Origin of the sequence: Streptomyces sp. DH24 (assembly GCF_029813775.1) — a bacterium.
Taxonomy (GTDB): domain Bacteria; phylum Actinomycetota; class Actinomycetes; order Streptomycetales; family Streptomycetaceae; genus Streptomyces.
The window spans coordinates 97331-116394 of sequence record NZ_JARVKW010000003.1; the positions used below are offsets into that span (position 1 = coordinate 97331).

At 74.5% G+C, this 19064-nt stretch carries 11 protein-coding genes and 2 pseudogenes; 5 read left to right on the forward strand and 8 right to left on the reverse strand.

The annotated features are described in order from the left end of the window. The first annotated feature begins 81 nt into the window (after nucleotides 1-81). Nucleotides 82-951, forward strand: coding sequence for a hypothetical protein (locus QC282_RS02990; protein WP_279547582.1), 870 nt, complete (start codon nucleotides 82-84; stop codon nucleotides 949-951). 9 nt (nucleotides 952-960) lie between these two features. Here QC282_RS02990 and QC282_RS02995 read toward each other — a convergent pair whose 3' ends face one another. After that, the gene (locus tag QC282_RS02995) at nucleotides 961-4338 is read right to left on the reverse strand and encodes a hypothetical protein (protein ID WP_279547583.1); all 3378 of its coding nucleotides are present in this window, start codon (nucleotides 4336-4338) and stop codon (nucleotides 961-963) included. Nucleotides 4339-4630: 292 nt separating this feature from the next. Here QC282_RS02995 and QC282_RS03000 point away from each other — a divergent pair, with 292 nt between their 5' ends. Beyond that, nucleotides 4631-6022 (forward strand): tannase/feruloyl esterase family alpha/beta hydrolase, encoded by a 1392-nt coding sequence (locus QC282_RS03000; RefSeq protein WP_279547584.1) that lies wholly within the window; start codon nucleotides 4631-4633, stop codon nucleotides 6020-6022. A gap of 4 nt (nucleotides 6023-6026) precedes the next feature. Here QC282_RS03000 and QC282_RS03005 read toward each other — a convergent pair whose 3' ends face one another. Beyond that, nucleotides 6027-6209 (reverse strand): hypothetical protein, encoded by a 183-nt coding sequence (locus tag QC282_RS03005; protein WP_279547585.1) that lies wholly within the window; start codon nucleotides 6207-6209, stop codon nucleotides 6027-6029. Between the two features lie 232 nt (nucleotides 6210-6441). Here QC282_RS03005 and QC282_RS03010 point away from each other — a divergent pair, with 232 nt between their 5' ends. Together QC282_RS03010 and QC282_RS03015 are read left to right on the forward strand one after the other, a co-directional pair. After that, a complete protein-coding gene (locus QC282_RS03010; protein WP_279547586.1) occupies nucleotides 6442-9300 on the forward strand; it encodes a DEAD/DEAH box helicase in 2859 nt (952 codons plus the stop codon). Further along, nucleotides 9297-10550, forward strand: a complete 1254-nt coding sequence (locus tag QC282_RS03015) for an SWF or SNF family helicase (RefSeq protein WP_279547587.1) — start codon at nucleotides 9297-9299, stop codon at nucleotides 10548-10550. Before QC282_RS03010 ends, QC282_RS03015 begins: the two co-directional genes overlap by 4 nt. Before the next feature lie 186 nt (nucleotides 10551-10736). Here the strand turns inward: QC282_RS03015 and QC282_RS03020 are convergent, their stop codons facing one another. The 5 genes and pseudogenes from QC282_RS03020 to xylB form a co-directional block, all read right to left on the reverse strand. Next, nucleotides 10737-12260 carry an aldehyde dehydrogenase gene (locus tag QC282_RS03020; protein WP_279547588.1) on the reverse strand — a complete coding sequence of 508 codons (1524 nt, stop codon included), beginning with the start codon at nucleotides 12258-12260 and terminating at the stop codon, nucleotides 10737-10739. 140 nt (nucleotides 12261-12400) lie between these two features. Continuing rightward, nucleotides 12401-13681: a GAF domain-containing protein gene (locus QC282_RS03025; RefSeq protein WP_279547589.1), complete on the reverse strand. Its 1281-nt coding sequence runs from the start codon at nucleotides 13679-13681 to the stop codon at nucleotides 12401-12403. Between the two features lie 215 nt (nucleotides 13682-13896). Then, nucleotides 13897-14551, reverse strand: a pseudogene (locus tag QC282_RS03030) (acetamidase/formamidase family protein). Between the two features lie 213 nt (nucleotides 14552-14764). Further along, nucleotides 14765-15973 (reverse strand): ROK family transcriptional regulator, encoded by a 1209-nt coding sequence (locus tag QC282_RS03035; protein ID WP_279547590.1) that lies wholly within the window; start codon nucleotides 15971-15973, stop codon nucleotides 14765-14767. Between the two features lie 14 nt (nucleotides 15974-15987). Beyond that, the gene (gene xylB / locus QC282_RS03040) at nucleotides 15988-17427 is read right to left on the reverse strand and encodes a xylulokinase (protein ID WP_279547591.1); all 1440 of its coding nucleotides are present in this window, start codon (nucleotides 17425-17427) and stop codon (nucleotides 15988-15990) included. Between the two features lie 181 nt (nucleotides 17428-17608). Here xylB and xylA point away from each other — a divergent pair, with 181 nt between their 5' ends. Next, entirely contained in the window at nucleotides 17609-18772 is a 1164-nt protein-coding gene (gene xylA, locus QC282_RS03045; RefSeq protein ID WP_279547592.1) for a xylose isomerase, read from the forward strand. An 81-nt stretch (nucleotides 18773-18853) separates the two neighbouring features. Here the strand turns inward: xylA and QC282_RS03050 are convergent. Further along, nucleotides 18854-19060 (reverse strand): annotated as a pseudogene (locus QC282_RS03050) (esterase-like activity of phytase family protein); the annotation flags it as partial. Nucleotides 19061-19064 lie beyond the last annotated feature (4 nt).

Consider the following 19064-nt stretch of genomic DNA (forward strand, 5'->3'; position numbering starts at 1 on the left):
GGATGCCACTGGGAGTCGTGACAAGGGCGTTCCCGGCGCATTAGGGTGCGCGCCGTTGGACAAACCGATGGGGAGGCTGGGATGGCCGGGACGGATGAGAACGCCGTCGCCGCCGAGGACGATGCGCTCTATGTGCTCACGGCGGTGCTGCTGACGCCGGCGAAGTTCCCGAGTGTGCTGGGCGACGACTATCCGGAGGCTTGCGCCGCGCTCGGTCTCCCGCCGCTGGCCGACGGCTACGGCCTGGTGCTCGGCCAGGACGGCGACGGCGCGAGGTGGACCGTGGTGGTGGACGACGTGTCGCTGGTCGCCGTGGCCATCGCCTCCTGGGACTGCGGCATGGAGTACGACCTGTCGCCGGACGAGCGCAGCGTGGTCGCCGCCCTGCCCGGCTGGCCCCTCGCGGTCGCGGTCGCGGCGCCGAACGTGCCGGCGCCGCACGATCCCGCCCCGGAGGTCGCGGACCGTGCCCCGCTGTCGCCGCCGGACACCTCGACCTGGGGTCCGGCGCAGCGGCGCCTGGGGGCCGACGAGATCGCGCTGCAGTGGGCGATGTGGCGCGAGCAGATCGACGACGCCGAGTTCGCCGGCGCGACGGGCCCGGAGGCTGCCGCCGAGAGCCCTAAGGGCAGCGCGCAGACGCCCGGGGCAACGGGTGAGGCCGGGCGCGACGCTCCCCAGGGGCACGGCGGTGTCCGACGGGTCCTCGCCGAGGCGCGGGCCTACGTCGACTCGCCGCCGCCCCTCGGCCGGGTCCGGTCGTCGTTCGCCCCGGGCGACGCGCGGACGCTGCGCGCCGACGGGCCCGGCTGGTCGCTGGTGGCCAGGACCGACGACATCGCGTTCGTCCTGTTGGACGAGGAACCGGGCGAGGTCCTGCCGGTGGGCCGTGGCCCGGAACTGCCGGGTCTGCTGGAGGCCCTCGACAAGATGGCGGTACGCCCCAGCTGAGGCTCCCGTTCAGCGGGCGCCGTCGGGGTCGACGAGGAGCGCCTCCATCGCGGTGTCCGGGTCCGGGTAGGCGCGCAGCGCGTCGAGTTCGGCCCGCCAGGGCTCGTCCCAGTCGGCCGCGCGGCCGACGCCCTGCACCAGGCGCAGCGCGAGACTGCCTGCCACCCCGGTGCCGCGGGCGCGCAGGAAGCGGGCCGTCGTGAGGGCGGCGGCACGCACGTGTGCGGGGTGGAAGTCCACGGACACGTGCTGCGTCGCCGGCAGACGGCCGGGCGCCGTCTCGCACAACCGCAGCAGCCGCTCCCACCGCACCTGGTCGTGTTCGCCGTGCCGTACGGAGTCCAGGGCCGTGTCCCAGCCGAGCCGCGCGGCGTCGGCGTGCAGTCCGGCCTCTTCCAGGGCGTCGACCAGTGCCTCCACCACTCGCGGCGCCGTGTGAACCGTCTGGTGCGGGTGGAGGGCGTCCACGCACGCGTGCAGCCGCCACAGCGCGTCGACGCGCTCACGTGGGTCCCGGGCGCGTGCGGCGAGCGTCCGGAAGGCGTCGACGGCGGTCGGTCCGGGCGGCGTGCCGAGCAGCCCGCGTGCGGCTGCCTGCCACACCTTGCGGGGGCGCCCCGCATCCGTGACGAGGCCGGCGAGCACGGAGGCCTGGCCGGCCGACCAGGACGGCAGCACCGCACACGCGGCGACGACGGTGTCCTCGTCGCCCTCTTCGACGAGCCGGGTCAGGAAACCCGTGTACGCCATCGCGGCGGCGTCGGAAACCATCTGCACGCGTGCGTGCACGACGGTGTCGCGGACGGCCGGCTCGTGGACGGCGCCGAGGAGCCGGTCGGCGACGGCGGCGCGGTCGATCCGGGGCAGGAGCGCCCCGGCCAGCGCGGCCCGTACGTCGGGATGCTGTCCCGGTCTGTCCCAGGCGGTGACGAGCGCCTCGAAGGCGTCCTTTCCGGGCAGCGCGCCCAGCGCCCGGGCGGCTTCCTTGCGGCCACCGACCGGGGCGTCCACGGTGGCCGCCACGGACCCCAGCACCTGCACGGCGTCACCGTCCGGGAGCCGGTCGAGCAGGCGCCGGAGCGCGGCCGTGGCGGCCCGGCCGCGCACACCGCCGGTCGCCGCGTGGCGCAGCAGCAGGTCACGCAGGACCGGGGCGTCCGCGCCCGGCTGCCCGGTGCTCTCGCCCAGTGCCACGAGAGCCGCCGCCGCGACCGGCTGGGGCGCCTCGTCCGCGAGTGCCGCCAGCCGTGCCGGGTGTCCGAGGAATTTCACGGCACGGGCGCGGACGTGCAGCGGCGCGGTGTCGTCCCCTGCCACGCGCGCGTGGTGTGTGTGCCACGCCTCGACCTGGGCGGGCAGCCAGCGGCCCGTGACGTGGGGGGACAGCTGTGGTGTCCACGGCGTGGCCGTGCGGGTTCGGAGCCTGCCCGTCGTCCCGTCCTCGGCGGCGGCGATGACGAGGTCGAGCAGGTCCGTCCGGCGGGTCGCGACGGTCCGCTGGATCAGGGGCACGGTCGCGAAGGACGGGTCCAGGGCGAGCAGGTCGCCGCAGCGCTGTTCACGCAGGTGGGCGGGTTGTACCCAGGCCGCAGCGGCGCGGGCCACGAGCCGTGGGTGTTCGCCCCGGACCGCGATTTCGCGGACCTCGGCATCGAGGGCGGGCAGCGCGGCCACGTGCGGTGCGAGCAGTTCGGCGAGGGCGATCACCGTCGCCGGGCGGCGTACCGTTCCGGTTCGCGACGACGCCGCCCAGACGGCCCGGGCACCTTCCTCGCCCGCGCGCAGCGGGGTCAGCGAGGAGGTGTGGCGAGGCTCGGCGACGAACTCGCCGAGCAGGCCGACGGCGTACGCCGCGCGCTCCGCCCTGCCCTGCGCGACGGCACGTTGGACGACGCGGTACAGCAACCGTTCCGCGGCGCCCAGGGTGGCGGCGGTCGAGTCGCGGGACTGGACGGTGGTGAGGACGGCGTCGCGCAGCACCCGGTCGGGCAGGGCGGAGAGCAGGCGGGGTGTCACGCCCGCGAGCTGGCGGAGGGCCGCGCCCCGCACCTCGTCCCGGTCGTGCCAGGCCCGCTCGCAGTCGAGGGCGACGCGGGCGAACTGCTCGGGATCGCCTTCCAGTTCCGCGCAGGCCAGCAGGGCGGGCCAGGCGACGGCGCGGTGGTCCGCGCGGTGGTTGTCCGCGAGGTCACGCAGCAGTGGCTCTCCGTCGGCCAGGGGCAGGGCCACGGCCAGCCGCGCGCGGCCCCACGGGCTGCGGGCCGACTTCTCCACGCGCGGCAGCAACAGCGCCGCCCGGTCGTCGGGTTCGAGCGCCGCGAAGGTGGTGAGCGGTGCTCCACGCAGCCCGCGGCCGGATTCCGCGCGGGCCGCGACGACGCGGCGTCGCTCGGCCGGGGGCAGCAGCCGCAGGAGCCCGTCGGGCGCCACGTCGTGGCGCCGGGGGCCGCGTTCCCGGCTTCCGGTGGCCGGGCAGCAGCCGGCGAGCGCCACGAGGTCCTCAACGGGCAGGCCGCGCAGGATGCGGCGCAGGGCGGGCGGCAACGGTCCGGCCGGGATGGAGCGTTGCGGGCGGCGTCCCTCGGCGTCCGGCCGGGCCGCGCGCAGGACGGTGAGGGCCTCGGCGGGCCGGTACAGCACCGCACGGACTCCGAGCGGTGTGAGGAGGTCGGGAGCGCGGGCCAGCAGGACGAGGGCCGCGTCGGGGTCGCGGCGGGCCGCGAACGACGCCACGGCGCGATGCCGGTTGACGAAGCCGTACGCCTGCCGGTGCCCCTGTCGTCCGCGTTGCGCCGCCAGCAGGCGGGCGACGGCGCGGGGTGCGGTGCGGGCCAGGGAGTTGAGGGTGCCGGGGCCCGGTTCGACGCGAGGCAGCCAGGCGCTCACGGTTTCCGCGGGGCAGGCGGGCAGGAGGGCAGCCGCTTCGCGCGGCCCGTGCCGCTCGTGGACGGTCGGCAGCAGCCGGGCCGCGAGTTCCCCGCGGCGGCTGAGTGCGAGGAGCCGGTAGGTGTCGCGCCGGATCGCCCTGACATCGCTCAACGCAAGGCTTTCCAGGGCGGTTTCGGGCACGGGCAGGCGGATGGCGGCGGCGCGGGCGCGGCGGCCGAGGAGGGGGTCGTCGAGGGCCTGGCTCACCCGGTCGAGGTCGCGCCGTACGACGGCCAGGAACAGGGCGGTGTGCCGCTCGCCGGCGTCACCGGCGTCGAGGGCGTGCCGCAGCGTCTCGTAGGCGTGCGGGGTGAGAGTGCGCGCGTAGCGTGCCAGGGCACTCATGCGTGCCGGGAAGGGCAGGGGGTCGAAGTGGGCCCTCAGCCAGGCCGGCGTCAGGGGCGCGGGCTGGGTGTCGGGCCGGCGGGGCGGCGTCGGGGACGCCTCGTGTCGGGCCATCAGCGCTCACCGCGGAGCTGCTGGGCCCCCTTTCCATGCGTCATGGCCGACATGCTGGCCGCGCGCCGGTGCCTGACGCAAACGATTTTGGTCCTCCCGCCCCTCCCGGATCGCCTCGACGTCCTTCCTGCGCGGTCGAGTTCACCTCGCTCGCTGTGATCAGCCGCTATGCGGTGCTGCGATTCCATGTGGCCCCAACCCATGGATGAGGTGGTGGAGGGCCCGCACCATGGGCAGCCGTCGGCTCCACTGCCTGCCCCGCCGACTGTCCCGTCCCGCTCCGGAGGCCCCGATGCGTCTGTCCCCAGGTGTTCCGTTCGTCGCCGCCGTCCTCACGGCGGCGGCTCTCACCGGCCCGGCGCCCGCCGCTGCCGTGCCCGCCGGCGACACCTCCTGCGCCCAGCACGAGCGGCTGCGCGTACCGGGCGCCGCCCATCTGCGGAGCGCCTGTCTGGCCGATCTGACCACCACGGGGCTCGCCGGCACGCCCTACACCGACCCGGCCGACCAGGCGGGCCTCACGGCGGCCGGCACGCGCCTTCCCTCCGGGGTGCCGGGCATCCAGCTCGACGGCTACTTCCCCGACACCTCGCACTTCAACGCCACGCACGGCTGGCGGCACGACGCGCAGTTCGTGATCCGGCTGCCCGAGCGCTGGAACGGCGGTCTCGTCGTCACCGGCGCACCGGGCACGCGCAAGCAGTACGCGACGGACAAGGCGATCTCCGACCAGGTGCTCGCGCGGGGCTACGCCTACGCCGCGACGGACAAGGGGAACAGCGGGACCGACTTCTACCGGGACGGCGACCGGCCCGGCGACGCCGTGGCCGAGTGGAACACCCGCACCACCGAGCTCACGCGGGCGGCCCGGCGGGTGGTGGCCCAGCGCTACGGCCACGCCCCGCGCCGGACGTACATCACCGGTATCTCCAACGGCGGCTACCTCACCCGCTGGCAGTTGGAGAACCACCCGGAGCTGTACGACGGCGGCGTGGACTGGGAGGGCGCCCTGTGGACCACCGACGGCCCCAACCTGCTCACGTCGCTGCCGGCGACGGTGGCGCGGATGCAGGGCACGGCGCGGGACGAGGACCTGTACGCGGCGGGCTTCGCGCGGGGTTCGGAGTTCCTGTGGCCGTACCACGAGAAGGCGTACTGGGGTCTGACCCAGAAGATCTACCGCGCCGAGTTCGACCCGGGGTACGACCCGGCGTGTCCCGGTGCGTCCGCCGGAGGCACGGTGGAGCAGATCCTCGCGCCGTGCGCCTCCGACGCGACGTACGACTACGCGTCGCGTCCCGACGCCGTGCACCGGGCCGTGTCCCGCGTGGCGCTGACGGGGCGCATCGGCAGGCCGCTGATCACGCTGCACGGCGACATGGACGCGCTGCTGCCCAAGGCCGCCGACTCCGACGTGTACGCGCGCATGGTCGACGCGAGCGGGCGGGGGAGGCTGCACCGCTACTACGGCATCGAGGGCGGTACGCACGTCGACGGGCTGTACGACACGTATCCCGACCGGCTGCGGCCGATCCTGCCCTGCCACCGGTCGGCGTTCGACGCGCTGACCGCCTGGGTGGAGCGGGGCACCCCGCCGCCCGCGGACCGGACGGTCGGCAGGCCCGCGAACGGCGACGTGGTGAACTCCTGTGCCCTGGACGGCCCCGGCGCGGCGCGGCGTTAGGGCCTCAGCGTCCTATCTCCTTGCGGTTCATCCGGCGCAGCCTGCGCCGCTGCGAGGGGTCGAGTGCGAGATACGCGGCGGCCGGGACTCCCAGGACGATCAGGAGCGCGGCCCACCAGGGCAGCCAGATCAGCAGGATGAGCCCGGCCGCCACACCCCCCGCGGCGATCTTGGCGTTCTTCGACATGGCGTCGCCTCCTTCGCGGCCTTTGCCGCTCTCAGTCTCAAGAACGGCCGCGCGCTCCGCGCGGTTCCGGACTGTGACCCTGAGCCGTCCCTGAGGCCGGACCCTGACGGGCCTCGGGGACACACCTGCCCAGTGACCCACGTCACGCCTAAATCATGCGGGACGACGGCGACCGGTGCTGTACTCTCGGCGACTCCGCCCACTAGTCAAATTTGAGGAATGCGCCATCACTGTGCAGCGGTCTTCTGTGGCACCCCGCTCCGAGATCTCCGAACTGGCCCGATGCTGTGCCGTCTTCGTACCCGGTGATCCCGCCCGCACGGGCCGGGTCGCCTTCTGGCGTCCCGACGGCGAAGCGTTCGAGGCCGTCCCTGCCGGGTCGGCCGAGGACCTCGACGTCGTCGTGCCCGGCGGTGACGGCGTCGAGGTCGTCACCGTGTCCGCCGTCGTGCTGCCGGTGCGTGCGGCCCTGCCCGTCCTCACGCGCGTGCGTGCCGGCGGGGAGGGCCATGCGGCAGCCGTGTTCTGGGGCACGGCCGCCGTGCACGCCCTGCACCTCGTGGCGCGCGGGCTGCTGCTGCCCGGCCTGTCCCCCACCGACCACGACGCCTGGCGTGCCGGCCCGCTGCACGCCGAGGACATCGAGCGGATGCGAGGGCTCGCCGCCTCGATGCCGCCCGAGGCGCACGCCGTGCCGGTGGCCGGCGCCGGGCCCGTTCTGCTGCCCGACCCCGAGCCGCTGCTGCGCGCCTTCCTGGACGCCGTCGCCGACGCGCTGCCCCGCTCCCCCGCCGCGCCTCTCGTCACGGGCGGCCCCGCCTACGCGGCGCCCGAGCCGCAACACATGCCGGACCAGCGCGCGTGGGCCGCCGAGGTGGCCGCAGGCCACGACGCGGGCGTGCGGCTGTCCCTGCGGGTCGAGATGCCCGGTCTGGAGGTGGCTGCGTCGGACGACCGGGCCGTGACGTTCCGGGCCGTGCCGCAGGTGCACAGTGTGAGCGATCCCGCGCTGGTCGCGGATGCCGCCGAGGTGTGGCGCGGCGCCGCGGGCGAAGCGTTCGGCTCACGCGCCCGGCTCGACACCCTGCTGGCGCTGCGCCGTGCCGCCCGGGCCTGGCCCCCGCTCACGCCGCTGCTGTCGGCCGCCGTGCCCGACGCCGTCGAACTCGCCGACGACGAGATCACCGAGCTCCTCTCGGTGGGCACCCGCGCGCTGGCCGGCGCCGGAGTCGACGTGCACTGGCCGAAGGGCCTGGCCCGGGAGTTCACCGCGGGCGCCGAGGTCGGTCCGCCCGGCGATGAGGCGGAGCCGGGCAAGGCCACCTCGGACCTGCCGTCGTTCCTGTCCGCCGACGCGCTGCTCGCCTTCAACTGGCGCTTCGCGCTGGGCGGCAGGCGGCTCACGCGCGCGGAACTGGACCGGCTCGCCGAGGCCAGCCGCCCCCTGGTGCGGCTGCGCGACCAGTGGGTCCTGGTCGACCCGCACGAGGTGCGACAGGCCCGCGCCCGGCAGGACCGCCCGATCACGCCCGTCGACGCGCTCGGCGCCGCCCTGACGGGCTCGACGGAGGTCGACGGCCGCCGCGTGGAGGTGCGTCCCACCGGATGGCTGGCCGCCCTGCGAGAGCGGCTCGCCGAACCCGAAGGGCAGGAGCCCGTCCCGCAGCCCGACGCGCTCGCGGCCACCCTGCGGGACTACCAGCGCCGGGGCCTGAACTGGCTCGCCCGTATGACGTCGCTGGGGCTGGGCTGCTGCCTCGCCGACGACATGGGGCTCGGCAAGACCATCACGCTCATCGCCCTGCACCTGCACCGGCAGACCGACCCGTCGGCCGCCGGGCCCACCCTCGTGGTGTGCCCGACGTCCCTGATGGGCAACTGGCAGCGGGAGATCGAGAGGTTCGCGCCCGGCACGCGCGTGCGCCGCTTCCACGGCACGCGCCGCGGCCTGGAGGACCTCGCGGACGGCGAGTTCGTGCTCACCACCTACGGCACGATGCGGCTGGACGCCGAACGGCTGGCCACGGTGACGTGGGGCATGGTCGTCGCGGACGAGGCTCAGCACGTGAAGAACCCCTACTCGGCGACCGCACGGCAGTTGCGCACCATCGGCGCACGCGCACGCGTGGCGCTCACCGGCACCCCGGTGGAGAACAACCTCTCGGAGTTGTGGGCGATCCTCGACTGGACGACGCCGGGTCTGCTCGGCCGACTCAGCACGTTCCGCGCGCGCTACGCCCAGACCGTCGAGGGCGGCCAGGACCCGGCCGCCGCGGAACGGCTCACGCGGCTCGTCCGGCCGTTCCTGCTCAGGCGCCGCAAGTCGGACCCCGGCATCGCGCCGGAACTGCCGCCGAAGACCGAGACGGACCACCCGGTGTCGCTCACCCAGGAGCAGGCGGGCCTGTACGAGGCCGTGGTGCGCGAGGCGCTCGCCGAGATCTCCGGGGCCGACAGCATGGCCCGGCGCGGGCTGGTCGTGAAGCTGCTGACCGGGCTGAAGCAGATCTGCAACCACCCGGCGCAGTTCCTCAAGGAAGAGCGGCCCAGGATCGTGGGGCGCTCCGGGAAGCTGGAGCTCCTCGACGAACTGCTCGACACCATCCTCGCCGAGGACGCGGCCGTCCTCGTCTTCACGCAGTACGTGCAGATGGCGCGTCTGCTGGAACAGCACCTGGCGGCACGCGGGGTGCGCTCGCAGTTCCTGCACGGCGGGACGCCCGTCGCCGGCCGCGAAGCAATGGTGCGCCGCTTCCAGGAGGGCGAAGTCCCGGTTTTCCTGCTGTCGTTGAAGGCGGCGGGCACCGGCCTGAACCTGACGCGTGCCGAACACGTCGTGCACTACGACCGCTGGTGGAACCCCGCCGTCGAGGCACAGGCCACCGACCGCGCGTACCGCATCGGGCAGACACGGCCGGTGCAGGTGCACCGGCTGATCGCCGAGGGGACCATCGAGGACCGCATCGCGGACATGCTGAGCCGCAAGAAGGAACTGGCCGACGCGGTGCTCGGCGCGGGCGAGTCGGCGCTCACCGAGCTGTCCGACGCCGAACTGGCCGATCTGGTGGAGCTGCGAGGGGGCACGCGATGAGCGCGTACGACGGTCACACGGAACGCACGTTCGCGGCGCTGCCTCCCGCGCCCGGGAGGGGTTTCGCGCAGACGTGGTGGGGCCATGCCTGGCTGAAGGCCCTGGAGGACACGGCGCTGGACTCGGCGCAGCTGAAGGCGGGACGCCGGCTCGCACGCGCGGGTGCCGTGGGCGCGGTGTCGGTGCGGCCGGGCCGCATCACGGCCCTCGTCCAGGACCGCGACCGCACGGCGCACCGGGCCGACGTCCTGCTGGAGCAGCTCTCCGGCGAACAGTGGGAGTGCCTCCTGGACATGGCCGTCGAGCGGGCCGGGCACGTCGCGGCGCTGCTGGAGCGGGAGATGCCGCCCCACCTGGTCGAGGACGCGGCGCACGCCGGCGTGGAGTTGCTGCCGGGCCTGGGCGACCTGGAGCCGGAGTGCGAGTGCGGCGCCTGGGACCACTGCGCCCACACTGCCGCGCTCAGCTACCAGATGGCCCGGCTGATGGACCAGGACCCGTTCGTGCTGCTGCTGATGCGCGGACGCGGCGAACAGGACGTCATGGACGATCTCCAGGCCCGCAGCGGCACGCCCTCCGGGGAGCCGGCCCGGCCGGACGGAGTCGACGCGGCGGAGGCCTACGCGACGGGCGGTGTCCTGCCGCCGCTGCCCGCGCTGCCGGAGGTTCCCCAGGCCCCCGGCGTGCCGCCGTCCCTCGACACCGAGGCGGCACCCGCGCCCGGTGTCGATCCGGCCGCACTGGAGTACCTGGCCGCCCGGACGGCCGCTGAGGCCCACCGCCTCCTCGCGGACGCGCTGCGCGCCGGGCACGAACTGCGGGAACCGGCGGCCGAGCTGACAGTCGCGCAGGACGCGGCGCGCCTGGCCGCGGGCGACCCCGACGAGGCCGTGCGGGACCGGCTCGCCGACGGGCGGGACCGGGACAGCCTGGCACTGGCGGCACGCGCGTGGCGGCAAGGTGGCGTGACCGCGCTGTCCGTGCTGGAGGACGCGTGGCCGGTGGAGGGCGAGGCCCTCGCACGCGCGCGTGCCGCGCTGGACGCGGCCTGGGACGAGGACGAGCGGCCGCCGCTGCACGCCCGGGCCAACCGGTGGACCGTCGCCGGCTCCGCCCTGCAACTGCGGCTCGGCCGGGACGGTCGCTGGTGGCCGTACCGGGAGGAGGACGGCCGATGGGTGCCGGCGGGCGCCGCGTCCCAGGACCCGGCGACGGCACTGGCGGCGGCGGAGCAGCCGACGCCGGGGTGAACCCGCCGCACGGCCGCACGTCAGGACGCGACCCGGCACCCGCCCTCACGTCCGGAAGGCCCGGTCGGGGTCGGGGCGCGGCGGGAGGAACCGGGACTCACGAGTGAACCGGGCTCCGCTCCAGGGGGTTCCGACGGAAGGCGCCTGACAGGGAAGACTCCAGGTCAGGCGCCTTTCCTCGCGCCTCTAGAAGAATCCGAGCTTCTTCGGCGAGTAGGACACGAGAAGGTTCTTGGTCTGCTGGTAGTGCTCCAGCATCATCTTGTGCGTCTCGCGGCCGATGCCCGACTGCTTGTAGCCGCCGAAGGCCGCGTGGGCCGGGTAGGCGTGGTAGCAGTTCGTCCAGACGCGGCCCGCCTGGATCGCCCGGCCCGCGCGGTACGCCGTGTTGATGTCCCGCGTCCACACCCCGGCGCCGAGGCCGTACAGCGTGTCGTTGGCGATCTTGATGGCGTCGTCGAAGTTGTCGAACGACGTCACGGACACGACCGGGCCGAAGATCTCCTCCTGGAAGATCCGCATACGGTTGTCGCCCTCGAAGATCGTCGGCTGGACGTAGTAGCCGCCCTTCAACTCCCCGTCGTACTCGACGCGTTCACCGCCGGTCAGGACCCGGGCGCCCTCCTGGCGGCCGATGTCCAGGTAGGACAGGATCTTCTCCAGCTGGTCGTTGGAGGCCTGCGCGCCGATCATCGTGTCGGTGTCGAGGGGATGACCCGGCTTGATCTGCTCCGTGCGGGCGACCGCCGCCTCCAGGAACTCCGCGTAGTTGCCGCGCTGGACCAGCGCCCGGGACGGGCACGTGCACACCTCGCCCTGATTCAGCGCGAACATCGTGAAGCCCTCGAGCGCCTTGTCCCGGAAGTCGTCGTCCTGCGCCCAGACGTCGTCGAAGAAGATGTTCGGCGACTTGCCGCCGAGCTCCAGGGTGACCGGCTTGATGTTCTCCGAGGCGTACTGCATGATCAGCCGCCCCGTCGTGGTCTCCCCGGTGAAGGCGACCTTCGCGACCCGCGGGCTCGACGCCAGCGGCTTGCCGGCCTCCGCGCCGAAGCCGTTGACGATGTTCACGACCCCCGGCGGCAGCAGGTCGGCGATCAGGCTCATCCAGTAGTGGATGGAGGCCGGGGTCTGCTCGGCCGGCTTGATGACGACCGCGTTGCCCGCGGCCAGCGCCGGCGCGAGCTTCCATGTCGCCATCAGCAGCGGGAAGTTCCACGGGATGATCTGCGCGACCACACCCAGCGGCTCGTGGAAGTGGTACGCCACCGTGTCGTCGTCGACCTCGCCGAGCGAGCCCTCCTGCGCGCGGATCGCGCCCGCGAAGTAGCGGAAGTGGTCGATGGCCAGCGGGATGTCGGCCGCCAGCGTCTCACGCACCGGCTTGCCGTTCTCCCAGCTCTCCGCGACGGCGAGCTTCTCCAGGTTGGCCTCCATGCGGTCCGCGATCCTGAGCAGGACGGCGGAGCGCTCGGTCACCGACGTGCGGCCCCACGCCGGAGCGGCCGCGTGCGCCGCGTCGAGAGCCCGCTCCACGTCCTCCGCGGTGCCGCGCGCGACTTCGGTGAACGGCTGCCCGTTCACCGGCGACGGGTTCTCGAAGTACTGCCCCCGGGCCGGCGGCACGTACTCCCCGCCGATGAAGTGGTCGTAGCGCGCCTGGTAGGAGACGATCGCGCCCTCGCTGCCGGGCGCCGCGTAACGAGTCATGCTGGTCTGCCTCCGCACGATGCGCTGCCCGCCGTTGGGCAGCTCTCGTCGGCGACGGTAGGGAACGGGACGTTGCACCGACGTTGCAGCGACGTCACGCGGCGGGGGCGGCCGGGTCGGCGTCCTCCTGGCAGCGCCTCTCAGCGGTACCCCGCGAGGCCGGGCCACGTCGGGGGAGCTGCCAGCTCGGCCTCCAGGGCCGCGAGCCGGGACCGTACCGGCGCCGTCGGCCGGACCGCCGCGAGCGCGTGCCACACCTCCAGGTCGTCCTCGCCCCACGGCGCGTGCGCCCAGTCCGCCAGCAGGTCCGGGTCGCGGCGGGCTATCAGCGCCGTGCGCAGTCCGTCGGCGAGACGGTGCCGCAGCCGCACCACCGCCGGTGCCTGCGACCCGGGCAGCAGCGGACCGGCGTACGCCGCCGCGGCCCCCGTGACCGCCCCCGTCTCCAGGCGCCGCTCCACCACCGCGACGTCGGACTCGACGGGCACCGTCAGCCGGTAGGGCCGCGAGGCCAGCAGCCCGGGACCGAGGATCCGGCGCAGCCGGGCCAGCTCGGCCCGCAGCGTCACCGGCGTCACCGACTCGTCCTCGTACAGCGCGCACAGCAACTCGTCGCCGGTGAGGCCCTCCGGATGCCGAGTGAGCAGCACCAGGATCTCGCTGTGCCGGCGGCTGAGCCTGATCCTGCGCCCGTCGGCGGCCAGCAGCGCCTCGTCGCGGCCCAGCGCGGTCAGTTCGGGTGTGTCGGCGGAGGGCCGCTCCGGGGCGAGCAGCGCGAGCTGGGACTCGGCGGCCCGTGCGACCGCCTGCACGAAGCCCAGGCTGTGCGGGTGTGCCAGGCCGTCACCGCCGGTGATGTCCACGGCACCGAGCACCCGCCCGGTGCGCGGATCGTGCACCGGGGCCGCAGCGCACGTCCACGGCTGCACCTGCCGGATGAAGTGCTCGGCCGTGAACACCTGCACCGGCCGGTCCACGGCGACGGCCGTACCCGGCGCGTTCGTTCCGACTGCCGTTTCCGACCAGCGCGCGCCCGGCACGAAGTTCATGCCGTCCGCGCGCCGCCGGGTGGCCGGATGGCCCTCGACCCAGAGCAGTCTGCCGTGCGCGTCGCACACCGCGAGCAGGTGCTCGCCGTCGGCGGCGAACGTGCCCATCAGCTCCCGCACCAGCGGCATCACGCGGGCGAGCGGATGTTCCGCGCGGTACGCGCCGAGGTCCCCGTCCGTGAGCTCCACGCTGGCGGTGCCGTCCGGCCCCACGCCGGCGCGGGCGGAGCGCCGCCACGAGTCGGCGACGACGTCACGGACCGGCCGCGGCACCGTGCCCGCCTCGGTGAACCTCTCGTGCGCGCGCCGCAGCGTCCGCGTGCGCTCGGCAGGGTCGGCTCCCGGCTCCAGAGCCACCCAAGGATCGGTCAACTCGGCCTCCCGGAAGGTCGTGCGGTATGGGACATGGTTGCTCCGGGTGTCCGTGCGGACAATGCTTTGGACAGGTGTCACCCGAACGGCTGGTCCCGTGCTTGTGCACCTCCTCCCGCCTGCCCGCTGCTCCGCCTCCGCCGGTGGACGCCCCTTGCCCGGTGTCCGCCCGTGCTCGGCCCCGTGGCGTGAGGTGCGCCGGAGACGAGGAGGGCTCAGCCGCCGAACGCCGCTGCCCTCGCGCGCAGTTGCGCGTGCAGGCCCCGGTGCGTCTCGCGCGCGGGGAGCCATTCCTTGCGGAGCTTGGCCACGCACGTGTAGTTCGTGTCGCACACGTTGGCCAGCGGCGACTCCACGGTCTGCGTCGCGAACTGGTAGGCGTCCAGCTCCCCGAACCCGTAGTCCCGCACCAGCCACCGCACCAGGTCGAGCTGCGACATGCGGAAGGCGTCCTCCAGCGGGCGCGCCGATCCCGTCGAGATGATGTGCGTGTCCGACTCGATGCGCGGCCAGGGCGTGGCCACGCCCTGGAGCAGTTCGACGATCACGACCGTGTTCATCGCGCACTCGACGGCGACCCCGCAGGCCTCTCCCTCACCCTGCCGGGCGTGCCCGTCGCCGAGGCTCAGCAGCGCGCCCTCGACGTTCACCCCGAGGTAGCAGGTGACGCCGGCCCGCATCTCCGGGGTGTCCATGTTGCCGCCGTGGGCGTCGGGCACCAGGGCCGAGCGGACCTCCAGGTTGGCAGTCCTCCGTGTACAGGTCGAGGACGGTGCCGGGCGCGATGCGTGCCACGGGCGGTGCGCCGCCGAACGTCCAGGCGAAGTCGCCGGGTCCGGGCCGCACGGTCAGGATGCGGGGATCGCTCATCGGTGCGCGGTTCCGTTCTGCCGGGGCCGGTGGGAGAGGGCGTCGAGGCAGCCGCCGGGGTCGGCGGGCCGCGCCTCGCGGGAATCACGTTACGGCGCCCGTCGGTCGCGCAGAAGTGGGCGGCTCCCAGCCGTGGACGGCCGCCCCATTGTGGACAACTCCCTCACCCGATGGGGTGGTTGAGCTGTGGACCGGGCCGGAGCAAGCGGCTGATCAGCCGTGTTTCGCCGCCGCCGCCGGATCGTCGAGCACCGCCCGCACCACGGAGTGCGCCGCGCCCAGCAGCGGCCCTTCCGAGCCGAGCCGGGACACGGCGACCGGGCAGGCCGGTCCCGCCGTGCGCCGCGCCAGTTCCTCCCGCAGCGACGGCAGCAGCCAGGGCGCGAGTTCCGCCAGCGCGCCGCCCAGCACCACGCCCTGCGGATCGAGCAGGTTGACCGCTCCCGTGAGCGCGATGCCGAGCGCCGTGCCGGCCTCGCGCAGGGCACGGCGTACGTCCGCGTCGCCCGTCGCGGCACGGTCGGCGAGCAGCCCGACTCGGTCCTCGCCGGGCTCCAGTCCGGCGGCGCGCAGCACCGCCTCCTCACCGGCGTACTGCTCCAGGCAGCCCCGCCCGCCGCACGGGCACGCCGGGCCGTCGGGCCGGACGGGCACATGGCCGAGTTCGCCCGCGAAACCGCGTGTGCCGCTCAGTGGCCGCCCGTCCACGACCACCGCGCCACCGATGCCGATCTCGGCCGACACGTGCAGGAAGTCCCGCGGGGTGCCCTCCCCGAGCCAGAGCTCGGCGAGCGCGCCGAAGTTGGCCTCGTTGCCCACGGTCAGCGGGTATGCGGTGGGCAGCAGGGCGCCGAGGTCCGTGTCGTGCCAGTCGAGGTTCGGGGCGCGGACGACGGTCCGGGCGTCGCGCGCCACCAGGCCCGGTACGGCGACGGCGAGCCCGGCCGGCCACAGGCCCTCGCCCTCCGCCTGTGCGACGACCCGGTCCACCAGTTCGGTGAGTTCCGCGACGACCGGTTCCGGTGCCCGGCCGCGGTTCGCGCCGTGGCGCACGGCACGCGCGCGTATGTGCCCGCGCAGGTCGACCGCGCAGACCGCGAGGTGGTCGACACCCACCTCGGCACCGATCCCGGCCGGGCCCCGCCCGCTGACCGCCAGGGCCGACCCGGGGCGGCCGACCCGGCCCGGCCGCTCGGGGCCCAGCTCCTCCAGCAGCCCCGAGCGGATCAGCTCGTCCACGAGGGTCGACACCGCCGCACGGGTCAGCCCGATGCGCGAGGCGACGGCGGCGCGCGACAGCGGCCCCTCGGCGCTGACGGTGTGCAGCACCCGGGCGAGATTGCGGCGGCGCATGCCCTGCTGGGTGTCCGGGGTCCGGCGTCCGGGACCGGCGGGATGGGCCTCGTGCAGCGGTGCGGTCATGCCTGGGTCAGTCCTCAGTCCGTGCGCCGCTCCAGCAGCGGGGCCGCGTCGGAGAGTACCCCGGCGATCCTGGCGAGCGTCGCCTCGTCCCGCTCCACGGCGTCGAGCACCGGCCCGGCGGCCGTGTTCCAGCGCCGGGCGACGGCGGCCGGGTCCTCGCCGGTCAGCAGGCCGGCGGCCTGTGCGGCGGCGCCGAGCGCGACCAGCTCCTTGGCCTCGGGGATCTGCACCGGGCGGCCCGACAGCCGCCGTACCGTCTGCTGCCAGGCGGTGCCGCGGGCGCCCCCGCCGATCAGCAACAGCGGGGCCGACGGGTCCGCGTCCGCGTCGAGGACGAGGTCGAGGGCGCCCAGTAGCGAGTGCACCGCGCCGTCGTACGCGGCCTGGAGGAGCTGGCCGGCGCTCGTGTCGTGCCGCAGTCCGTGCAGCAGACCGGAGGAGTTCGGCAGGTTGGGGGTGCGCTCGCCGTCCAGGTAGGGCAGCAGCGTCACCGAGGTGCCCGGCTCGACGGCCTCGCGGTCCAGGCCCAGCAGGCCGGCGATCCGGTCGACGGCGAGCGTGCAGTTGAGCGTGCAGGCCAGCGGCAGCCAGTCCCCGCGCGCGTCGGCGAAACCGGCCACGGTGCCGGTCGGGTCGGCGGGCCGGTGCCGCGACACGGCGTACACCGTGCCGGACGTCCCGAGGCTCATCACCGGCGTGCCGGGGCGCACCCCGAGGCCCAGCGCGGCAGCCGCGTTGTCGCCGGTGCCGCAGGCGACCAACGTGCCCTTGGAGAACGGCAGGTCATGGCTGTCGCGCACGGTGCCGGCCACCTCGCCGGGCCGCACCACGCGGGGCAGCAGGGCGGGGTCGAGGCCGACGTGCGCGAGGATCTCCTCGTCGTAGGTCTCCGTGCCGGACGCCCACCAGCCCGTGCCGGAGACGTCGCCGCGGTCGGTGGTGCCCTGCCCCGTGAGCCGCTCGGTCAGGTAGTCGTGGGGCAGCCGTACCGCCCTGGTCGCGCGGACCGCGTCCGGCTCGTGCTCGGCGAGCCACGCCCACTTCGTGACCGTGAACGAGGCGGCCGGCACCGAGCCGGTCCGCTCCGCCCAGGACTTCGCGCCGCCCAGCTCCTCCGTCAGGCGGCGGGCCTGGGGCGCGGAGCGCACGTCGTTCCACAGCAGGGCGGGGCGCACCGGCTCGCCCCGCTCGTCCAGGGTGACGAGGCCGTGCTGCTGGCCGCCGATCGACACCGCGGCGGCCTCGTGCGCCGCGTCGCCGCACTGGCGCAGTGCCTCGCACAGGGCGTCCCACCACTGGCGCGGATCGCTCTCGCGGCCCGCGCCGGAGGTCACGGTGTGCGGCGCCTGGCCACTCGCGACGACCCGGCCGGTGGCCACGTCGACGACCAGCGCCTTGGTGGACTGGGTGGACGTGTCCACGCCGACGACGAGCGGACCCTCGGCTGCTGACATCGGGTTTCTCCCTTTTTCCGCGGCTCAGCGGGATTCTGACCTGGGGTTTTGCGGGCGTCCGGGCCGATTTCGACCCCGGCGCCGCCCCTCGGGGACATCTTGTCCCTTCCCAGAGGTGCGTCCGCATACTAATTTGTAAAGCGCCATGACGAAATAGTCTCAGCGAGCAAGGAGCCGCGGCATGAGCTACCAGCCCACCCCCGACGACAGGTTCACCTTCGGTCTGTGGACCGTCGGCTGGCAGGGACGGGACCCCTTCGGCGACGCCACCCGTGCCGCCCTCGACCCGGTCGAGTCGGTGCAGCGCCTGTCCGAGCTGGGCGCCTACGGCGTGACCTTCCACGACGACGACCTGATCCCCTTCGGCTCCTCGGACGCCGAGCGCGAGGGCATCGTCAAGCGGTTCCGCCAGGCGCTCGACGCGACCGGCATGCGCGTGCCGATGGCCACCACCAACCTGTTCACCCACCCGGTGTTCAAAGACGGCGCGTTCACCGCCAACGACCGCGACGTGCGCCGCTACGCGCTGCGCAAGACCATCCGCAACATCGACCTCGCGGTCGAGCTGGGCGCCGAGACCTACGTGGCGTGGGGCGGGCGGGAAGGCGCCGAGTCAGGTGCCGCCAAGGACGTGCGCGCCGCCCTGGACCGCATGAAGGAGGCCTTCGACCTGCTCGCCGACTACGTCACGGGCCAGGGCTACGACCTGAGGTTCGCGATCGAGCCCAAGCCGAACGAGCCGCGCGGCGACATCCTGCTGCCGACCGTCGGACACGCGCTGGCGTTCATCGAGAAGCTGGAGCGTCCCGAGCTGTTCGGTGTCAACCCCGAGGTCGGGCACGAGCAGATGGCCGGCCTGAACTTCCCGCACGGCATCGCGCAGGCCCTGTGGGCGGGCAAGCTGTTCCACATCGACCTCAACGGCCAGAACGGCATCAAGTACGACCAGGACCTGCGCTTCGGCGCCGGTGATCTGCGCGCCGCGTTCTGGCTGGTCGACCTGCTGGAGTCCGCCGGATACGCCGGGCCGCGGCACTTCGACTTCAAGCCGCCGCGCACCGAGGACTTCGACGGCGTGTGGGCCTCGGCGGCCGGCTGCATGCGCAACTACCTGATCCTCAAGGAGCGCGCCACCGCCTTCCGCGCCGACCCCGAGGTGCAGGAGGCGCTGCGCGCGGCCCGCCTGGACCAGCTGGCGCAGCCCACCGCCGCCGACGGCCTGGAGGCACTGCTCGCCGACCGGTCGGCGTTCGAGGAGTTCGACGTCGACGCCGCCGCGGCCCGCGGCATGGCCTTCGAGCGTCTGGACCAGCTGGCCATGGACCACCTCCTCGGCGCTCGCTGAGCCGCCCGGCGGTCGATCTCCGGGGACCGGAAAGGGCCGGGACGCGTCGTGCGACGCGTCCCGGCCCTCCGAGGCGGAACCTCAGACACCGCGCGGCACGCGCACGTACGTGATCGTCGTCTCGACGCCGCTGTCGACCAGCCGGCCCTCCGCGTCGAACGCCTCGGCGCCGTCCGCCATGCCGAAGTCGTTGTCGTTGACCAGGGCGAGCGTGTCGTGGCCCACGCGCGCGATGCCCTCGATCTTCCCCGGCACGCCCCCGACCGTGCCGAAGTCGACCACCAGCCGAGTG

Excerpts from the sequence above, each read along its gene's own strand:
- QC282_RS02990 (WP_279547582.1), top strand. The coding sequence starts at position 82 with ATGGCCGGGACGGATGAGAACGCCGTCGCCGCCGAGGACGATGCGCTC.
- QC282_RS02995 (WP_279547583.1), bottom strand. The coding sequence starts at position 4,338 with ATGGCCCGACACGAGGCGTCCCCGACGCCGCCCCGCCGGCCCGACACC.
- QC282_RS03000 (WP_279547584.1), top strand. The coding sequence starts at position 4,631 with ATGCGTCTGTCCCCAGGTGTTCCGTTCGTCGCCGCCGTCCTCACGGCG.
- QC282_RS03005 (WP_279547585.1), bottom strand. The coding sequence starts at position 6,209 with ATGTCGAAGAACGCCAAGATCGCCGCGGGGGGTGTGGCGGCCGGGCTC.
- QC282_RS03015 (WP_279547587.1), top strand. The coding sequence starts at position 9,297 with ATGAGCGCGTACGACGGTCACACGGAACGCACGTTCGCGGCGCTGCCT.
- QC282_RS03020 (WP_279547588.1), bottom strand. The coding sequence starts at position 12,260 with ATGACTCGTTACGCGGCGCCCGGCAGCGAGGGCGCGATCGTCTCCTAC.
- QC282_RS03035 (WP_279547590.1), bottom strand. The coding sequence starts at position 15,973 with ATGACCGCACCGCTGCACGAGGCCCATCCCGCCGGTCCCGGACGCCGG.
- xylB (WP_279547591.1), bottom strand. The coding sequence starts at position 17,427 with ATGTCAGCAGCCGAGGGTCCGCTCGTCGTCGGCGTGGACACGTCCACC.
- xylA (WP_279547592.1), top strand. The coding sequence starts at position 17,609 with ATGAGCTACCAGCCCACCCCCGACGACAGGTTCACCTTCGGTCTGTGG.